Below are 17,566 nucleotides of genomic sequence, written 5' to 3' on the forward strand. Positions count from 1 at the left end.
TCCCTTTTACTGGAATTTTCATCCATCAAAGTGGAATTGCGCGCTCCACCGCCCTTCGCCAAGCGGGGTCGGGCCAGCGCCGGCCGAGGCGCCAGGCGGCGTGGGTGAGCTTGATGACGTGGGCATCGTCCTGCTCGCAGGCTGCGGAGATCAGCGCCGGCCAGGGGCGGCTGGGCGGTCGGTCCAGCATCGACGCGGGTTCGGTGCCGCTGGCCAGCAGCCCGGCCGCGGCAGCCACGCTGAAGCCACGCGCCAGCTCGGGCGCCGGCCACCAGGGCTCCAGGACCGACAACGCGTGACTGGCGGTCAGCAGGTGCAGCACGATGAAGTTGCCGGTGACGGCATAGGTGCGGGCGGCAAGCAGCGCGAGGTCACGCAGCGTGTCCGGCCCGTGTTGCAAGCGGCCGGCGATGGCGGCAAAGCCGGTTGAGCCGCCCCAGACCTGCATGCGGGCGGTGATGAGGCTGCCAGCCGGCACGACCGGGCGGGACAGCGCCCGCAACGCCTGCAGCCAGTCGGCGAACCCAAGCGGCTGCCCGTCACCGCCCGTCGGCAACGGCATGAAGTGGGACGCCCAGTGCGCCAGGCCAGCGGCCAGCTCGCCCTCGTGGCCGGCCAGCACGGCGTGACCGGTGCGGATCAGGCCATGGAAGGCGATCGCGCCGGCGCCGGGCAGCAGCAGGGCCAGCGCTTCGCGCAGCGCGCCGCCCGAGCCCAGCAAGGCGATGCGGGCCGCGAAATGGGCGCGCCAGGCGGCGTCGCTGTCCGGCCGCCCCAGATCGCGCTCGACGGCGATGCGCGCCGGGCGGGCAGCGGCGCGTGGCTCAAGCATGGCTTCCTGCGCCTGCGTGAACGCCTGCAGCCGTGCGGCCGAGGCCCTCAGCTCCAGCAGCGCCTGCAGAGCCATGGGCAGGTGATTGCTCAATTGGCCGCGATAGGTGGCGGACAGGGCCTAGCCGGCGTCGAGCAGGTGGTGGAGCTGGGCCAGGGTGGCGGGCGGGGTGGCGATCTTCATCAACATGGGCGAGCTCGTTCGTGGGAACATGGCTGCCATGCTCGAAGTTGAAGTTAACTTGAAGTCAAGCCCTGCGACTTCGAACGTGGCTGCACTGACCATCGGCCAGCTTGCCCGGCGTGCGGGTGTCGCGACGAGTGCATTGCGGTTTTACGAAGCCGAGGGGCTGCTTGCCGGCAGCCGCAGTTCCGGCGGCCACCGCCAGTACCCGCGGCATGCGCTGCGGCGTGTCGCCTTCATCCGGGCCGCACAGACGGTGGGGCTGACGTTGCCGCAGATCAAGGCGGCCCTGGCCACGCTGCCCGATGGACGCACGCCCACCAAGGCCGACTGGGCGCGACTCTCGGCCAGCTGGGCACCGCTGCTGGATGCACGCATCGCGGCACTGCAGCAGCTGCGCGAGCGGCTGACCGGCTGCATCGGCTGCGGCTGCCTGTCGCTGAAGGCCTGCGCGCTCTACAACCCCGAGGACAAGGTGTGCAGCGAAGGCGCCGGGGCCAGGCTGCTGCGCATCGAAACGACGCGTTGACCCTTGCGCGACGCCCGCCTATCACTTCCGGGCGAAAATATCGGGTTAACCCGTCACCTTGATCGCCCCATGAGTGCCTTCCACGAAGAGACCGTCCTGACCGTCCACCACTGGACCGACCGCCTGTTCAGCTTCACGACGACGCGCGACCAGGCGCTGCGTTTCTCCAACGGCCACTTCACGATGATCGGCCTGAAGGGCGACAACGGGAAACCGCTGCTGCGTGCCTACTCCATCGTCAGCGCCAACTACGAGGAGAACCTGGAGTTCCTCAGCATCAAGGTGCCGGACGGCCCGCTGACCTCCAAGCTGCAGCACATCAAGCCGGGCGACAAGATCATCGTCGGCCGCAAGCCCACGGGCACGCTGCTGATCGACTATCTGCTGCCGGGCAAGAACCTCTACCTGCTGGGCAGCGGCACGGGCCTGGCGCCCTTCATCAGCATCGTGCGCGACCCCGAGACGTATGAGCGCTTTGAGAAGGTCATCATCGTGCACGGCGTGCGCGAGGTGGCCGAGCTGGCCTATCACGACCACCTCACGGTGGACCTGCACCAGCACGAGTTCCTGGGCGAGTACGCTGCCGAGCAGCTGCTGTACTACCCGACCGTCACGCGCGAGTCCTACAAGAACATGGGCCGCATCACCGACCTGATCCAGACCGGCAAGCTGCAGGCCGACCTGGGCCTGCCGCCGCTGGACCCCGAGAACGACCGCATCATGCTGTGCGGCAGCCCGGCGCTGCTGAAGGACATGCAGGAGATGCTGGAGATCCGCAAGTTCAAGGAAGGCAGCACGACGACGCCGGGCGACTACGTGATCGAGCGGGCATTCGTAGAAAAGTGAGCCCCTCGCCTGCGGACCGGCTTTTGGCGGCCCGCAGCGGCCTAAGCCCTACATGCCCTTGAACAGGTGCGTGTAGCTGCGGCTGACTTCCAGCTTCTCGGTCAGCCCCTTCACGCCCACCAGTTGGCGCCCGCGGAAGTCGCGGGTGATGCCGTCGATGGCGCGGGCGTTGACCAGCGTGGAGCGGTGGATCTGCCAGAACAGCTGCGGGTCCAGCTCGTCCACCAGCTCCTTGATGGGCTTGCGGATCAGGGCCTCGACCTTGGCTGTCTGCACGCGGGTGTACTTCTCGTCGCTGATGAAGAAGAGCACATCCTCGACCGGGATCATCTGGATGGCCTGGCCAACGGTCGCTTGAATCCATTGCAGGTAGTTGGGCTTGCCGCCGCCACCGCTGACCTGGGCGGACAGCTTGTGCAGCAGTTGCTGCAGCGGTGCTGAAGACGTCTCGACGGCCTCCTTGCCCTCGCGCTGGGCCAGGCGCTTCTTGATGCGTGCAACCGTGAGCTGCAGGCGCTCGCGCTCGGCGGGCTTGAGGACGTAGTCGGCCACGCCCTGCTCGAAAGCCTCGACGGCGTACTGGTCGTAGGCGGTGATGAAGACGATCTCGGGCACCAGCCAGTCGTCGTCCTCGGGCAGCTGGGCGATCTGGCGGGCGGCGTCCACGCCAGTCAGGCCCGGCATGCGGATGTCGAGGAAGACCAGGTCGGGCTTGTGCTCCTTGGTCAGCTCGACAGCTTCGAGGCCGTTCTTGGCCTCGGCCACGATGTCCAGCTCGGGCCAGACCTCCGTCAATCGCGCGCGCAACTGCTCGCGCATCAGTCGTTCGTCGTCGGCCAGAACGGCGCGGATGGGGGCTGCTGTGTTCATGGCCGCGGATGCTAGATCAATCAGACCGGCGTCGAGCGGGCGGCGTTGGCGCGGCGCCGGTTGCGCAGCACGACGAAGAGCAGCAGGCCCAGCAGGATCAGCGGCGAGCCCAGCACCGCGCCGACGCCGAGCAGGCTGGCGACGACGACGGCCAGCACGCCGCCGACGATCAGCAGCGGCAGGGCCACGCCCAGCAGCAGCACCAGCGGCACGACGAACAGGCAGACGGCACCGGCCACGAACAGGCCGATGCTAGCGCCCAGCCAGTCGCCGAAGTCGCTGCCGCCGAGGAAGAACTCGCCGTCGTCCAGCACGATGTGCATGTCCGGGCCGCCATGGTGGTGCAGCAGCGCGAAGCCACCAAACATCGCCATCAGGACCATCAGCGCGGTGCCGATGAACAGGATCTTGAACAAGGTCTTCATGCTGCGGCTCCTTCGTCGTTGCGGCTGCGGTAGGGCACGGTGATGGTGACCACGGTGCCCGAGGGTTGGTTCTCGGTGACGGTGACGCTGGCCTTGCTGCCGTGCAGCAGCTGCAGGCGTTCGCGGATGTTGGCCAGGCCGACGCCGGTGCCGCTGGTGGCGGCGCGGCCGAAGCCCAGGCCCGTGTCGGCCACGGTGACGGCGAGCTTGCCGTGCACGATCTCGGCCTTGACCTTCAGGCTGCCGCCCTCGGCCTTGGGCTCCAGGCCGTGCTTGATGGCGTTCTCCACCAAGCCCTGGATCATCATGGGCGGGAACTCGGCGGACAGCAGCCCCTCGGGCACGTCGATCTCGGTCTGCAGGCGCTCTTCCATGCGCATCTTCAGGATCTCGAGATAGGGCCGGATCACGGCCAGCTCGCGGCCCAGGTCGCGCACGGCGCCGTTGGCATTGGCCTCGCGCATGGTGGGCATGGAGGCCCGCAGCAGCGCAATGAGGTTCTTCTGCATCTGGCTGGCGCGGGGCGGGTCGACCTCGATCAGGTGGTCGATGCTGGCCAGCGTGTTGAACAGGAAGTGGGGCTCGACCTGGGCCTGCATGGCGGCCATGCGGGCCTCGACGACCTGGCGCTTCAGCGCCTCGCTCTCGGCGTTCTCGGCCGCCTGGGCAGCCTTGACCTCGGCCTGGATGCGGCCCTTGTACATGGCCTTGATGACGGCCGAGGCCAGGATCCACAGGATCGCCAGGTCCACCAGCGAGTCGCCGGCATGCACGATGGTCACGCGCTTGCGGTTCTGGGAATTGGCGGCTTCCTCGGTGGCCTCCTGCAGCGCCTGCTGGGCCTCGGCAGCGGCCTGCTGGGCCTGCTCGACCTCCTCGGCCTGGGCCTTGAGCTGGCCCAGCTGCTCCTTGGCCTGCTCGACGGCGGCGCGGATGTCCTCGGGCTTGGCGCTCTTGGGGAAATCGATGGCGATGACGGGGGCCTCGTCGGCCTTGGGCTCGCCGTCCTCGCCGACTGCGCTGGCGGCCGAGGCCGCGCTGCGCACCGGCTGGATGCGCACGCCGCGCTCGTCGATCTTGACCTCGTAGTGGAGGCCCTTGTCGCCGACCTTGCGGCCGGATTTCTCGGCCTTCTCGGCCACCTTGCGGGCCTGGTCGGCTGCCTTCTTGGCCTCGGCCTCCAGCTTGGCCTGGCGGCGCACGGCGCCACGATCTTGCTCCTCGACCTGCTCGCTGACGCGCCAGGTGAAGGGGGGCAGGTTCTTCAGCACGTTGACGCCGATCAGCAGCGCCAGCGACAGCAGCACGAAGCGCTTCCAGCTGATGCCCACCAGCCAGCCGGCGTAGACGTGGAAGTAGCGCACCGCCGTGGTGGAAAAGCGCTGCCAGCGCTCGATCCAGAGCTTCTGCTGGGGGCTGGGAGTGAAGGAGGTGCTCATGGCCGGTTTGTCGTCGTTGGGGCCACTGTACGCAGCCGCCTCGGGCCCTGTGGGGCCGGCGCGACGCTCTGGCCGGCGCGGGTGACGAACTGCATGGGGAGGCGACAGGCCGCGCAGGCTTCGATGACGCCGCGATGAAGGGCCCGGCAATAGTTCACGGATCGCCACCGCGCAGGCAGCAAAAAGCCCGCCATCGGCGGGCTTCGGGGCTGGGCGAAGCGGGCCTTACTGCTTGACGCCTTCGGCCTGGATGACGATGCGGACGCTGTCGGGAATGCCGTAGTCGATGCCGTAGGTGATGCCCCACTGGCTGCGCTGGATGGTGGCCTCGAAATCGCCGCCGCAGACTTCACGCTTGAGCATGGGGTTGTCGTAGCAGTTGAAGTTGTTGGCGGTGAGCGTGACCGGGTTGGTCTTGCCGCGCAGCGTCAGCTCGCCGGAGATGCTGGCGACCTTGTCGCCATTGAAGACGAACTTGCTGCCGACGAACTTGGCCGTCGGGAACTCGGCCGCGGCGAAGAAGTCCTTGCTCTTCAGATGGCCGTCGAAGGGGCCCACGCCGCTGGAGATGGAGTTCATGTCCAGCGTGACCTCAACCTTGCCGGTCTTGGCGGCCTTGTCCAGCGTGATCGTGCCTTCCTTCTTCTCCCAGCGGCCGCGGTTGGTACTGGTGCCGAAGTGATTGGCCTCGAAGAACACGGTGGTGTGGGTCGGGTCGAGGGCGTAGGTGGCGCTCAGGGCCTGGGCGGTGCCGACGGCGGCGAACAGGGCGGTGAGCAGCAGGGCTTTCTTCATCGGGGAAATCTCCGGGGGGACTGAGGGTAGAGAGGGGGTTAGACGCCGGCAAAGGCCAGCTTGAACTTGACGGTGACGTCGTTGGCGACCATGGAGGTGTCGGCCCATTCGCCGTCGCCGATCTTGAAGTCCAGGCGCTTGATGAGCACGCTGCCGCTGGCCACGCCCGCGGCGAGGGTGATGGGCACGACCACGTCGCGCACGGCGCCCTTGATGGTCAGCTTGCCGGTCACGTCGTACTTGCCGGCGCCGGTGGGCTTGATGCCGGTGGACACGAAGGTGGCCTTGCCGTTGCGTTTGGTATCGAACCAGGTCGGGTCGACCAGCTCCTTGTCGAAGGCCGGGTCACCCAGCGACACGCTGCCCAGGTCCACCGTGAAGGCGATCTTGCCGGCCTCGGGCTTCTTGGCGTCGAAGTCCAGCTGGGCTTCGAACTTCTTGAACTTGCCATCCACCGGCACGCCCATCTGCTTGAACGTGAAGGCGAGGTCACTCTTCTCGGGCTGGAGCGTGGCAGCCTGGGCCGGCGCGAGGGCCGCGGCGAGCAGCAGGGATGCGAACAGTTTGGTCATGGGGAATCCTCTTTCAGGGGCGACGCAGCGACATGCGGCCCAGCAGGCCGTCGCGGTCGATGAAATGGTGCTTGAGCGCGCCGGCCACATGGGCCAGCACCAGAACGGCCAGGCCCCAGGCCAATGCGCCGTGAACCTCTTCCAGCAGTTCGCCGAGGTCATGGTCCTTGGGCACGAAGTCGGGCAGCGGCAGCACGCCGAACCAGACGATGGGGAAGCCCTTGGCCGAGCTCATGGCCCAGCCGGTCAGCGGCACGGCAAAGAAGACGATGTACAGCAGCACGTGCACGCCATGAGCGACACGCGCCTGCCAGGCGGGCATCGGCAAGTCGGCCGGCGGGCGATGCGCGAGTCGCCACAGCAGGCGCAGCGCAGACAGCGCCAGGATGGTCATGCCGGCCCACTTGTGCCAGTTGAACAGCTTGAGCTTCATGGGCGACAGCGGCAGGTCAGCCATGTACAGGCCCACGCCGAAGGCGCCGACGATGGCCAGCGCGAGCAGCCAGTGCAGCAAGATGGCGACGGGGGTGTAACGGGTGGGGCTCGTCATGGGCTTGCAGTGTGTTCCTCGGCGGGCGCGCGTCGGTTCATGCCCCTTGTCGCCAATGTTCAGCGTTTTTGAACATGCGGGTGGCCGAAGGGCCTTCCCGCTCAGCGCGCGGCGGGCTTGCGGCCGACGAGGAAGACGCCGGCCAGCACCAGCGTCGTGCCCAGCGCGATCCAGCCGTTCATCGGCTCGCCGAGAATGAAGACGCCCATCAGCAGCGTGCTCATCGGCCCGACCATGCCGACCTGCGACGACAGCGGCGCGCCGATGCGGGCGATGGCCAGCATGACCATCAGCACGGGGGCCACAGTGCAGGCCGTCGAGTTCAGCAGCGACAGCCAGAACACCGGCGCGGGCACGATGGCCGCGGCCAGCGGCTTGAGCAGCAGGAACTGCGCGATGCACAGCAGGCAGGCCACGCTGCTGGCCAGGCCGGCCAGGCGCAGCGCGCCCAGCCGCTGCACGACCTTGCCGCTGAGCGCCAGATAGACCGCGTAGCTGATCGCGCTGCCGAACACCAGGGCCGCGCCGAGGGCCGTGTTCGCGCCTTCGAAGCTGAGCTCATGCGCGAACACGGCTACGACGCCAGCGTAGCTGGTGGCCATGGCGATGACCTGCCGCGCCTGCAGCCGGTGGTGGAAGAACACCACCGACAGCAGCAGCACCAGCGTCGGGTTGAGGTAGAGGATGAGGCGTTCGAGACTCGCCGAGATGTAGGCCAGGCCGGCGAAGTCCAGGTAGCTGGCGAGGTAGTAGCCGGTGAAGCCCAGCACGGCCAGGTCGCGCCAGTCACGACGCGTCAGCGCCGGCTTGCCGCGCCCGGCCCACCAGGCCATGACGAGGAAGAACGGCAAGGCCAGCAGCATGCGCCACATCAGCAGCGTGACCGCGTCGACGCCATGGCGGTAGGCCAGCTTGACGATGATGGCCTTGCCCGAGAACCCGATGGCGCCAAGCATGGCCAGCAGCAGCCCGGCCCAGCTCAACCGGGCGGCGGGAAGGGCGGGAGTGGAGGCGGCCATGGGCGCCATGGTGCCTGCACCTGGCGATGCAGGGGCTTTCCGCGTCGTGGACGGCCGCTTCGCCGGACCGTCGGCGGGGCCTCAGGGGCCCGCGCGGCGCCGCACGGCTACGGCGCAGGCGCCGGCCAGCGACAGCAGGGCCAGCGAGCCGGGCTCGGGCAGGCGCTGGCCGCTGGTGACGGCTGTGCGCTGGATGCTGAGGATGGTGAAGTCCTCCAGCGCACCGACGCCCTGCTGGACATCGATCAGGCGCACGCGGTGTTCGTAGCCCCAGTCCGACAGGTCCAGACTGGTAGGCAGGTCCATGCTGCTCAGGGCCGTCTTCGTGTCGTCGAAGAAGCTCACGAACATGCCGGAGTAGATGATGTGCAGCGCATCGCCCGAACAGTCGGCGCAGGCGGGGTCCAGATCCTGCACGTTCCAGGTCAGGCCGCTGGCCGTGATGCTTCGGCCATCGAGCACGCCGCCACTGACCTGGCCGGTCAGGAAGCCAGCGCCGTCATAGCGCCTGGCGAGGACGACGCCGCCCAGCCCGATGAGGGTGGGCGAACTGGACGCGCTGGTTTCCCAGCCGAAGGTGCCCTGCACCGTGGAGCCGTCGGCAGCCTGGCCGGTGTAGTCGAAGGACACGAGGCCGGCCAGGGCCGGCGTGGCCGCGAACGATGCGGCGGCGACAAGAGCGGCAACGACGGGTCGCAAGATGCGCAGATGAAAGGCGGGCATGGTGTTTTTCCTGAATCGTCGAAAGGTCGTCGGGTGTCCGACACCCCAGCGGGAAGCGCCGTCCACGAGGCTTTGGGGCCTGTGGCGAAATTCTGGAAAGCGCCGGATTCAGCCGCGTTTCATGCCGCGTTTCATTTGTTGTCCGAGCGCCATGAAAGGCCTCAGGTGTCAGCGCAGGCCGTAGGCCAGCCGGAGCCTGGCCGCGCCGCCACTCGCCTCCAGCGCACGCATGGCGGCCAGCACGCGCGCCAGGCGCTCGGCGGGCAGCGTGGGCGTGTAGGCCAGCAACAGGTCCTGACGGCGGAAGATGGCCGGCAGGATGCGGACCTGGGTCTGCAGCCCGCTGGCCTGGATCGCGCGACGCAGCGACGACTCGGAGTCGTAGAGGAAGCGAGACCGCCCGCTGACCAGCTTGCGCAGGTTCTGGTCGACGCTGGTCGCGCCATCGTCGACGTTGAGCCCGAGCTGATCCCTCAGCAGGTTGGCATAGCCACTGCCCCGGGTGGCCAGGATGCCGCGCGAGCCGACGGCGGCCCGCAGGTCGTCGATGCTGCGCACCTGGTCGGCCTGCACGTCGGAAGCGAGCACGGCGACCTGGTGGTGGATGGTGTAGATCCGAGGCATGTCCGTGAAGCGGTACAGGGCTTCGCGTTCCGGCGTCTTCAGCATGCCGAAGAAGACCTCGACACGCCCTGAAGCCAGCTCCTGCTCGATGCGCAGGGTCGGCAGCATCTCGTCCAGGCCGCTGAAGGCCAGGCCGGGGTCGATCTGGCTCAGCGCCTGGATGTACTCGATGCAAAAGCCCGGCTGCCCCGGCCCGCCCACGTTGAACTTGTGCGGGAAGCCGCTCTGGGCCGCCGAGCGCAGCAGCAGCTGTTCGGCGCGCACCGGCGGCAGCCAGCCGAACAGCAGGCCCAGGGGCAAGGCGAGACGACGGCGCATGGCCGCCACTGTAGGCGAGGCGCCAGCGCCTCGCCAGGCCAGTCGCCCGGCGCGCTCAGACCTTCGCCAGCAGCGTGTCCCACCTGGCCTTGGCGGCCTTCTCGTGGCGCGCCTTCACGTGGCCGTAGCCACGGATGTCCTCCGGCACGCGGGCCAGCTCGACGGCATTGGCGAGGGACTCGACGGTGAGCCCCGCCAGCGCCTTCTCGACGCCGGCGCGGTAGTCGCCGATCCAGCGGCGCTCCATCCGGCGCTCCTCGGTGTGGCCGAAGAGGTCGAAAGCCGTGCCACGCAGGCCCTTCATCTTTGCCAGCAGGCCGAAGGCAGGCCGCACCCAGGCGCCGAAGGGGCGCTTGACCAGCTCGCCCTTGGCGTTCTTCTTGGCCAGCAGCGGCGGTGCGAGGTGGTGCACGAGCTTGTAATCGCCCTCGAACATGCCGGCGATCTTGGCCGTGAAGGCCGGGTCGGTGTGCAGACGGGCGACCTCGTACTCGTCCTTGTAGGCCATCAACTTGAAGAGGTAGCGAGCCACCGCCTCGGTCAGCTTGGTCGTGCCGCCCAGCTTGGCTTCGGCGGCGCGCACCTTGTCGACGAAGGCCTTGTACTCGGCCGCGTAGTCTGCGTTCTGATAGCCGGTCAGGAAGTCCACGCGTTTGGCGACGATCTCGTCCACGCCCTGGCGCTTGACGAGCTGGATGACGGCCTGGGCGGCGTACAGCGACTGCACGCTCTTCAGGTCGTGCGCGCAGCGGCGGCCCCACTCGAAGGCGGCCTTGTTGTTGTCCACCTGCACGCCGTTGAGCTCGATGGCGCGCATCAGCGCGTCATAGCTCAGCGGAATGCGGCCCTGCTGCCAAGCGTAGCCCATCATCAGCGGGTTGGTGTAGAGCGAGTCGCCCACCAGCTTGACGGCCACCTCCTCGGCGTCGAAGGCGCCGAGATGCCCCTGGCCCACGGCCTTGCCCAGCGCCTGCTCGCAGGCCGCGCCGGGGAAGCTCCAGTTCGGGTCGTTGACCAGCGTGGCCGTGGGCGAGCCATGCGTGTTCAGCGCCACATAGGTGCGACCTTCGCGCATCACGGCCAGCGTGGCCTTGTTGGCGGCGACGATGGCGTCGCAGGCGATGACGAGGTCCGCCTCGGCCGTGCCGACCTTGGTGCAGTGGATGGCCTCGGGCGTGTTGGCGATCTGGATGTGGCTCCAGGTCGCGCCGCCCTTCTGGGCCAGGCCGGCGGCGTCCTGCGTGATGACGCCCTTGCCTTCCAGGTGGGCGGCCATGCCCAGCAGCTGGCCGATGGTGATGACGCCCGTGCCGCCCACGCCGGCGACGACGATGCCCCAGGCCTCCTCGGCGTTCGGGATCACCGGCATCGGCAGGCCCGGCAGCGCCGCGTCGAAGGGGCTCTTGCGCGCCTCCTTCTTGGGCTTCTTCAGCTCGCCACCCTCGACGGTGACGAAGCTGGGGCAGAAGCCCTTCACGCAGGAGTAGTCCTTGTTGCAGGTGTTCTGGTTGATCTGGCGCTTGCGGCCGAAGTCGGTCTCCAGCGGCTCGACCGACAGGCAGTTGCTCTGCACCGAGCAGTCGCCGCAGCCTTCGCAGACCAGCTCGTTGATGACCACGCGCTTGGCCGGGTCCACCAGCTTGCCGCGCTTCCTGCGGCGGCGCTTCTCGGTGGCGCAGGTCTGGTCGTAGATGATGGCCGTGGTGCCCGGGATCTCACGGAACTGGCGCTGGATGTCGTCGAGCTCGTCGCGGTGGTGCACGGTCACGCCGGGCGCCAGGGCCACGCCCTCGTACTTGGCCGGCTCGTCGGTGACGATGACCAGCTTCTTCACGCCCTCGGAGATCACGCTGTTCATGATCTGGATGACGGTGTGGCCCTCGGGGCGCTCGCCCACCTGCTGGCCGCCGGTCATCGCGACGGCATCGTTGTAGAGGATCTTGTAGGTGATGTTCACGCCCGCGGCGATGCTCTGGCGGATGGCCAGGCTGCCGCTGTGGAAGTAGGTGCCATCGCCGAGGTTGCTGAAGATGTGCTTCTCGTCGGTGAACGGCGCCTGGCCCACCCAGGGCACGCCCTCGCCGCCCATCTGCGTGAAGGTCGCGGTGTTGCGGCCGGGCATCCAGGTCACCATGTAGTGGCAGCCGATGCCGCCCACGGCGCGCGAGCCCTCGGGCACGCGGGTGCTGGTGTTGTGCGGGCAGCCCGAGCAGAACCAGGGCGTGCGGTCGGCGCCGCCGGCCGTCTTTTCCTCGGCCTTGAGGGACGCCTCCTTGGCATCGATGACCGCCATGCGCGCATCCAGCCGGGCCACGATGTCGCTGTCCACGCCCAGCTTCTTCAGGCGCTTGGCGATGGCGCGGGCAATGATGGCCGGCGTCAGGTCGGCCTGCGGGCGCAGCAGCCAGTGCTCGCTGGGGTTGGGCACGCTCCACTCGCCGCCATCGGCATCACCCGCATCGAACTTGCCGAGCACGTTGGGGCGCACGTCGGCGCGCCAGTTGTAGAGCTCTTCCTTGACCTGGTACTCGATGATCTGGCGCTTCTCCTCGACGACGAGGATCTCCTGCAGGCCCTTGGCGAACTCGCGCGCCACCTGCGCCTCCAGCGGCCACACGACGTTGACCTTGTGCAGCCGGATGCCGAGGCGCCGGCAGGTGTCGTCGTCCAGGCCCAGGTCGTGCAGGGCCTGGCGGGTGTCGTTGAAGGCCTTGCCGCTGGTGATGATGCCGAAGCGGTCGTTCGGGCCTTCGATGACGTTGTAGTTCAGGCGGTTGGCGCGGATGTAGGCCAGCGCCGCGTACCACTTGTAATTCATCATCCGCGACTCTTGTTCGAGCGGCGGGTCCGGCCAACGGATGTGCAGGCCGCCCGGCGGCACGACGAAGTCCTCGGGCAGGATGATGTTGACGCGGTCCGGATCCACGCTGATGGAGGCCGACGATTCGACGATCTCCTGGATGGTCTTCATGCCAGCCCACAGGCCGGAGAAGCGGCTCATGGCGAAGGCGTGCAGGCCCATGTCGAGGATGTCCTGCACGCTGCTCGGGAAGAAGGTCGGGAAGCCCACCGCCTTGAACACGTGGTCGCTCTGGTGGGCCGCCGTCGAGCTCTTGGCGATGTGGTCGTCGCCCGCGATGGCGATGACGCCGCCATGCTTGGACGTGCCGGCCATGTTGGCGTGCTTGAACACGTCGATGCAGCGATCCACGCCCGGGCCCTTGCCGTACCAGAGGCCGAACACGCCGTCGAACCTGGCCTTCTCGGGGAAGAGGTCGAGCTGCTGCGTGCCCCACACGGCCGTCGCGCCGAGTTCCTCGTTGACGCCGGGCTGGAACACGATGTTCTGCTTGGCCAGGTGCTTCTTGGCCGCCATCAGCGCCTGGTCGTAGCCACCCAGCGGAGAACCCCGGTAACCGCTGATGAAGCCCGCCGTGTTCAGCCCGGCCATCGCGTCGCGCGTGCGCTGAAGCATGGGCAGCCGCACCAGGGCCTGCACGCCGCTCATGAAGGCACGGCCGGAATCGAGCGCGTATTTGTCGTCGAGGGTGACGGTCTGCAGCGCGCGCAGGATGTGTTCGGGCAGCGGGGCGTTCATCGGGGGTCTCCTGAATCGGGATGCCCTGGCGGACCGCTCTTGTGGAGCGGGCGCACGGGCGTCGGGCCAGTATGGCCGGACCGGGCAGTGTAGGGAAATGGGCGCGAGTGGTGCTTTCTCATTCAATCCAGACTTGAGCCATTGGCGCAATGTCCTTTCCCTCAATCGCAAAAATAACTTCTTTCATATCAAGTTTCGAATGATTAGGGCAAACCACGAGCCGCACTCAATCGACCAGGGCTTGCTGCACCAAGGCCCGCACCAGCGACCGATATCGCCCCACCGTCGCACCACGCGTGTTGAGAAGAAAGACCACCGCCAGCTGCTCCTTGGGGTCCACCCAGAACTGCTGGCCGAGTGCACCAATCCAGCCGAATTCGCCGGCGGACCCCGGCGAAGATGCCTGCGCACCCTGGCGCCGCACGGCCACGCCCAGGCCGAAGCCGTAGCCCGTGTAGGGCGTGAAGGCGGCGACACGTGGCTCAGGTTCGGCGGGCAGCTGGTCGGTCGCCATGAAGTCAACCGTCTTGCGGCCCAGCAGGCGCACGCCGTCGAGCGTGCCGCCGTTCAGCAGCATCTGGGCGAAGCGCAGGTAGTCACCGGCGGTGGAAGCCGAGCACGCGCTGCAGTCGAACTTCAGGGCCTGCGTCATGTCGAAGGCCTGCGGTGGCTTGCCCGTCAGCGGATCTGGGCTCAAGGGCTGGGAATAGCGCGAGGCCTTGTCGCCAGGCACGAGGAAGTGGCTGTCGGCCATGCGAAGCGGCCGGAACAGCTGTGCCGCCAGGAACTCGCTCAAGGGCTGGCGGACCACCGACTCCAGCGCGATGCCCAGGACGGTCGTCGAAGCGCCGTACTCCCACGTCGTGCCCGGCTGGTAGAGCAAGGGCAGGCTTGCCAGCTTGTCGATCAATTCCTTCGAGGTCAGCACCCGTGCGCCGGCCGATTCCCCGGGCGGATACGCCTGGTGCACCGAGGTATTGCCCATCACGGCATAGCTCAGCCCGGAGGTGTTGCGCAGCAGGTCGAGCAGCGTGATCGACTTCAGCGCGGGCGACAGCTCCGGCGCGGCGCCGGTGGCATCGGTCGTGAACCGCGCCACGTTCATGTTCGCGAACTGCGGCAAATACTTCGACAAGGGGTCGGTCATCAGCCACTGCCCCTGCTCGTAGAGCATCAAGGCGGCCACGGCCACCAGCGGCTTGCCCAGCGAGTTGAGCGGAAAGATCGTGTCCGTCGTCATCGGCAAGCCGACGGCCTTGTCCCGCCAGCCGTAGGCCTTGAAGTAGGCCAGGCGGCCACGCCGGGCGATGGCTATGACGGCACCCGGGATGCGCCCCTCCGCGACGTCCTGCTCGATGACCCGGTCCAGCCTCTGCAGCCGCTCGATCGAGAAGCCCAACGACTCGGGCCGCGCCTCCGGCAAAGGTGGTGCGGCCTGGACCGATACAGCGGTCAGCAGGACCGCGACGAGGGAAGCCATGGGACGGAGCATGAGGAACTCCTGGCGCTAGTAGGGCTCGATCAAGCCTAGCATCGCGGTTCGATTCGGCAAGCGCCGCCCGCCACCGCGCGCGCCTTGCTCCCGCCTCCGTCAACCAACCGCAAGCATGAGTTCCGAAGACGCCACATCCGACGAGCTGGACCGCTACCACATTGCCATCCTGGCCGAATTGCAGCGCGACGCACGCCAGTCCAACGCCGAGCTGGCCCAGCGCATCGGCCTGTCGGCCGCCCCCACCTGGCGGCGCGTGAAGTGGCTGGAGGACCAGGGCTACATCACCGGCTACCGCGCCGAGATCGACCGCCGCAAGCTGGGCCTCGGGGTGCTGGCCTTCGTGCGCGTGGATGCCGAGCGCAGCGCGGGCGCGGCCACCAAGCCGCTGGAAGACGCCATCCGCCAGCTGCCCGAAGTCATCGCCTGCCACTACATCTCGGGCGCGGGCACCTTCGAGCTGCAGGTGATGGCCACGGACCTGGACGCCTTCTCGCGCTTCTCCATCGACACGCTGCTGAACCTGCCCAACGTCAAGGACATCCACACCAGCTTCTCGCTGGGAGAGGTCAAGGCCAGCGGCGTGCTGCCGCTCGGCCACCTCAAGGGATGACCGCCATGCGACCGGCCCTCGCGCCGCCGGGCCGATGCCGCCGAGCGGTTAGGCTTGCGGCATGAGGGGCGCAAGCATGCGGCGGCTGGGAAATCTGTGGCTGGGCACCGACTCGGCCCAGCGATTGCGGCTGCGGCAGACCTCGCTGGCGATGGCGCTGATGGGCTTGTGCGTGCCCATGCTGCACTACGCAGTGGCGGTCGGGCACGGTGAGCGCGGCCTGGCCCTGTGGGCGTGGACGGCCGGCGCGCTCGGCGGCATGGGACTGATCTACGGCGCCATCCGCAGCGGCTGGTCGCTGCGCTTCGCCGACCCGTCGCTGACCGGCGTGCAGATCGCCTTCGCTCTCAGCGCCGCGGCGCTGGGCTATGCCCAGGCCGGCATCCTGCGCGGCGCGGTGTTCCCGGTGCTGACGCTGATCCTGATGTTCGGCATGTTCCAGCTGCGAGCACGCACCGCCTACGCGCTGTGCCTTTACGCGCTGGCCCTGTTCGGCGCCGTCATGGCCGGCATGTCGGCGCTGCGTCCGGCCGCCTACCCGGTGGCGGTGGAGGCGGGGCATTTCGTCATGCTCGCCATCATGCTGCCGGCCGTCGCCGTGCTGACGGCCCGGCTCAGCCGCATCCGCCACCGCCTGTCCGACCAGCGCGAAGAACTGGCCCGCGCGCTGGCCCAGCTGCAGGCCATCGCCACGCGCGACGAGCTGACCGGCCTGCCCAACCGCCGCCAGATGCAGGCCCTGATGGACCAGGAGCTGCTGCGCTCGCTGCGCCACCATCATGAGTTCTGCATCGCCATCGCCGACCTCGATCACTTCAAGCGTGTCAACGACGCGCACGGCCATGCCGCTGGCGACACCGTGCTGCGCGCCTTCGCCCAGGCGGGCCAGGCGGCCCTGCGGGCAACCGACGTGCTGGCGCGCTGGGGCGGCGAAGAGTTCCTCGTGCTGCTGCCCGACACCAGCATGCCGACCGCCCTCGTCGGCATGGAGAGGCTGCGGCAGCACATCGCCGCGCTGCGCGTCGACGTGGGCAGCGACCAGCCCGTCGCCATCACCGTTTCCATCGGCCTGACCGGCCACCAGCGCACCGACACCCTGGCCCAGACACTGGAGCGCGCCGATCGACTGCTCTACCAGGCCAAGGCCACGGGCCGCAATCGCACCTGTGCCGACTAGGGGCAGCCACCGGCTGGCATAGTCCGCCGCACCTCCGCCAACGCCTCCTCGCATGGCCCCCCTGCCGCTGCGCCACTTCCTGCTCGCCCTCGCCGTCGTCGCCATCTGGGGCAGCAATTTCGTCGTCATCAAGTACGCGCTGCACACGCTGCCGCCGATGACGCTGGCCGTGCTGCGCTTCAGCTTCGCGCTGGTGCCGGCCTGCTTCTTCCTGCGCCGCCCGACCGTGGGCTGGCGCAACCTGGCGGGCTATGGCGTGCTCATCGGCGTCGGCCAGTTCGGCCTGCTGTATCTGGCCATGCGCAGCCAGATTTCGCCGGGCCTGGCGTCGCTGGTCGTGCAGACGCAGGTCTTCTTCACGCTGCTGCTGGCCGTGCGCATCCGCAAGGAGAAGGTGCTGGGCGCGCAGTGGCTGGGCCTGGCGCTGGCAGCCGGCGGCGTGGCCGTCATCGCCTCGCACACCGACGGCACGACCACGGCCCTGGGCGTAGCCATGGTGCTGGCCGCCGCCTTCTCCTGGGCCTGCGCCAACCTGCTGACGCAGCGCGCCGGCCGCATCGACATGCTGGCCTACGTCGTCTGGAGCAGCGCCTTCGCGGTGCCGCCGCTGCTGCTGCTGGCGCTGCTGATCGACGGCCCGCAGCCGATGATGGCCGGCATCGCCGCGGCCGACCTCGGCACCTGGGCGGCGGTGCTGTGGCAGTCGGTCGGCAACACGCTGTTCGGCTACGGCGTCTGGAGCTGGCTGCTGGCCCGCCACCCGGCCGGGAGCATCGTGCCCATGGCGCTGCTGGTGCCGGTGTTCGGCATGGGCTCGGCGGCGCTGCTGCTGGGCGAGCCGCTGCCGGCCTGGAAGCTCATCGCGGCGACCCTGGTGCTGGCCGGTCTGGCGATCAACCTGTTCGGACCGCGGCTTTTGCAGCTCAGGGCCAAGGCTGCCGCGGACTGAGGCTGCACCGAG

Annotated in this window: 17 protein-coding genes; 5 read left to right on the top strand and 12 right to left on the bottom strand. The window is 68.4% G+C overall.

Annotated elements, in window-relative coordinates; all coding sequences use genetic code 11:
* Positions 1 to 25: 25 nt before the first annotated feature.
* On the bottom strand, positions 26 to 925 hold the full coding sequence (locus AC07VX_RS03845; protein WP_493163026.1) for a questin oxidase family protein: 900 nt from the start codon (positions 923 to 925) through the stop codon (positions 26 to 28).
* 175 nt (positions 926 to 1,100) lie between these two features.
* Here AC07VX_RS03845 and soxR point away from each other — a divergent pair, with 175 nt between their 5' ends.
* The gene (gene soxR, locus AC07VX_RS03850) at positions 1,101 to 1,544 is read left to right on the top strand and encodes a redox-sensitive transcriptional activator SoxR (RefSeq protein ID WP_493163025.1); all 444 of its coding nucleotides are present in this window, start codon (positions 1,101 to 1,103) and stop codon (positions 1,542 to 1,544) included.
* A gap of 69 nt (positions 1,545 to 1,613) precedes the next feature.
* Entirely contained in the window at positions 1,614 to 2,390 is a 777-nt protein-coding gene (locus AC07VX_RS03855; RefSeq protein WP_493163023.1) for a ferredoxin--NADP reductase, read from the top strand.
* 48 nt (positions 2,391 to 2,438) lie between these two features.
* Here AC07VX_RS03855 and AC07VX_RS03860 read toward each other — a convergent pair whose 3' ends face one another.
* From AC07VX_RS03860 to AC07VX_RS03910, 11 genes are all read right to left on the bottom strand, one after another.
* Positions 2,439 to 3,260 (bottom strand): LytR/AlgR family response regulator transcription factor, encoded by an 822-nt coding sequence (locus AC07VX_RS03860; RefSeq protein ID WP_493163022.1) that lies wholly within the window; start codon positions 3,258 to 3,260, stop codon positions 2,439 to 2,441.
* 20 nt (positions 3,261 to 3,280) lie between these two features.
* Entirely contained in the window at positions 3,281 to 3,685 is a 405-nt protein-coding gene (locus tag AC07VX_RS03865) for a hypothetical protein (RefSeq protein WP_493163021.1), read from the bottom strand.
* Positions 3,682 to 5,124 carry a sensor histidine kinase gene (locus AC07VX_RS03870; RefSeq protein ID WP_493163020.1) on the bottom strand — a complete coding sequence of 481 codons (1,443 nt, stop codon included), beginning with the start codon at positions 5,122 to 5,124 and terminating at the stop codon, positions 3,682 to 3,684. Before AC07VX_RS03870 ends, AC07VX_RS03865 begins: the two co-directional genes overlap by 4 nt.
* A 225-nt stretch (positions 5,125 to 5,349) precedes the next feature.
* A complete protein-coding gene (locus AC07VX_RS03875; protein ID WP_493163019.1) occupies positions 5,350 to 5,919 on the bottom strand; it encodes a YceI family protein in 570 nt (189 codons plus the stop codon).
* A gap of 38 nt (positions 5,920 to 5,957) precedes the next feature.
* Positions 5,958 to 6,491 carry a YceI family protein gene (locus AC07VX_RS03880; protein ID WP_493163018.1) on the bottom strand — a complete coding sequence of 178 codons (534 nt, stop codon included), beginning with the start codon at positions 6,489 to 6,491 and terminating at the stop codon, positions 5,958 to 5,960.
* Positions 6,492 to 6,504: 13 nt separating this feature from the next.
* The gene (locus AC07VX_RS03885) at positions 6,505 to 7,041 is read right to left on the bottom strand and encodes a cytochrome b (protein ID WP_493163017.1); all 537 of its coding nucleotides are present in this window, start codon (positions 7,039 to 7,041) and stop codon (positions 6,505 to 6,507) included.
* Positions 7,042 to 7,142: 101 nt separating this feature from the next.
* On the bottom strand, positions 7,143 to 8,069 hold the full coding sequence (locus AC07VX_RS03890) for a DMT family transporter (protein WP_493163016.1): 927 nt from the start codon (positions 8,067 to 8,069) through the stop codon (positions 7,143 to 7,145).
* Positions 8,070 to 8,141: 72 nt separating this feature from the next.
* Positions 8,142 to 8,783 (bottom strand): PEP-CTERM sorting domain-containing protein, encoded by a 642-nt coding sequence (locus AC07VX_RS03895; protein WP_493163015.1) that lies wholly within the window; start codon positions 8,781 to 8,783, stop codon positions 8,142 to 8,144.
* Positions 8,784 to 8,951: 168 nt separating this feature from the next.
* The gene (locus tag AC07VX_RS03900; RefSeq protein WP_493163014.1) at positions 8,952 to 9,725 is read right to left on the bottom strand and encodes a substrate-binding periplasmic protein; all 774 of its coding nucleotides are present in this window, start codon (positions 9,723 to 9,725) and stop codon (positions 8,952 to 8,954) included.
* A 55-nt stretch (positions 9,726 to 9,780) separates the two neighbouring features.
* Positions 9,781 to 13,323: an indolepyruvate ferredoxin oxidoreductase family protein gene (locus tag AC07VX_RS03905; protein ID WP_493163013.1), complete on the bottom strand. Its 3,543-nt coding sequence runs from the start codon at positions 13,321 to 13,323 to the stop codon at positions 9,781 to 9,783.
* A 226-nt stretch (positions 13,324 to 13,549) separates the two neighbouring features.
* Positions 13,550 to 14,815, bottom strand: coding sequence for a serine hydrolase domain-containing protein (locus tag AC07VX_RS03910; protein ID WP_493163012.1), 1,266 nt, complete (start codon positions 14,813 to 14,815; stop codon positions 13,550 to 13,552).
* Between the two features lie 115 nt (positions 14,816 to 14,930).
* Here AC07VX_RS03910 and AC07VX_RS03915 point away from each other — a divergent pair, with 115 nt between their 5' ends.
* The 3 genes from AC07VX_RS03915 to AC07VX_RS03925 all read left to right on the top strand — a co-directional run bounded on the left by AC07VX_RS03915 (position 14,931) and on the right by AC07VX_RS03925 (position 17,554).
* Positions 14,931 to 15,428 (top strand): Lrp/AsnC family transcriptional regulator, encoded by a 498-nt coding sequence (locus AC07VX_RS03915; RefSeq protein WP_493163011.1) that lies wholly within the window; start codon positions 14,931 to 14,933, stop codon positions 15,426 to 15,428.
* Between the two features lie 76 nt (positions 15,429 to 15,504).
* On the top strand, positions 15,505 to 16,605 hold the full coding sequence (locus tag AC07VX_RS03920) for a diguanylate cyclase (protein WP_493163010.1): 1,101 nt from the start codon (positions 15,505 to 15,507) through the stop codon (positions 16,603 to 16,605).
* A 61-nt stretch (positions 16,606 to 16,666) separates the two neighbouring features.
* Positions 16,667 to 17,554 carry an EamA family transporter gene (locus AC07VX_RS03925; protein ID WP_493163830.1) on the top strand — a complete coding sequence of 296 codons (888 nt, stop codon included), beginning with the start codon at positions 16,667 to 16,669 and terminating at the stop codon, positions 17,552 to 17,554.
* Positions 17,555 to 17,566: the final 12 nt, after the last annotated feature.

The sequence above is a fragment of the Roseateles sp. GW821-FHT03B02 genome (genome assembly GCF_059421025.1).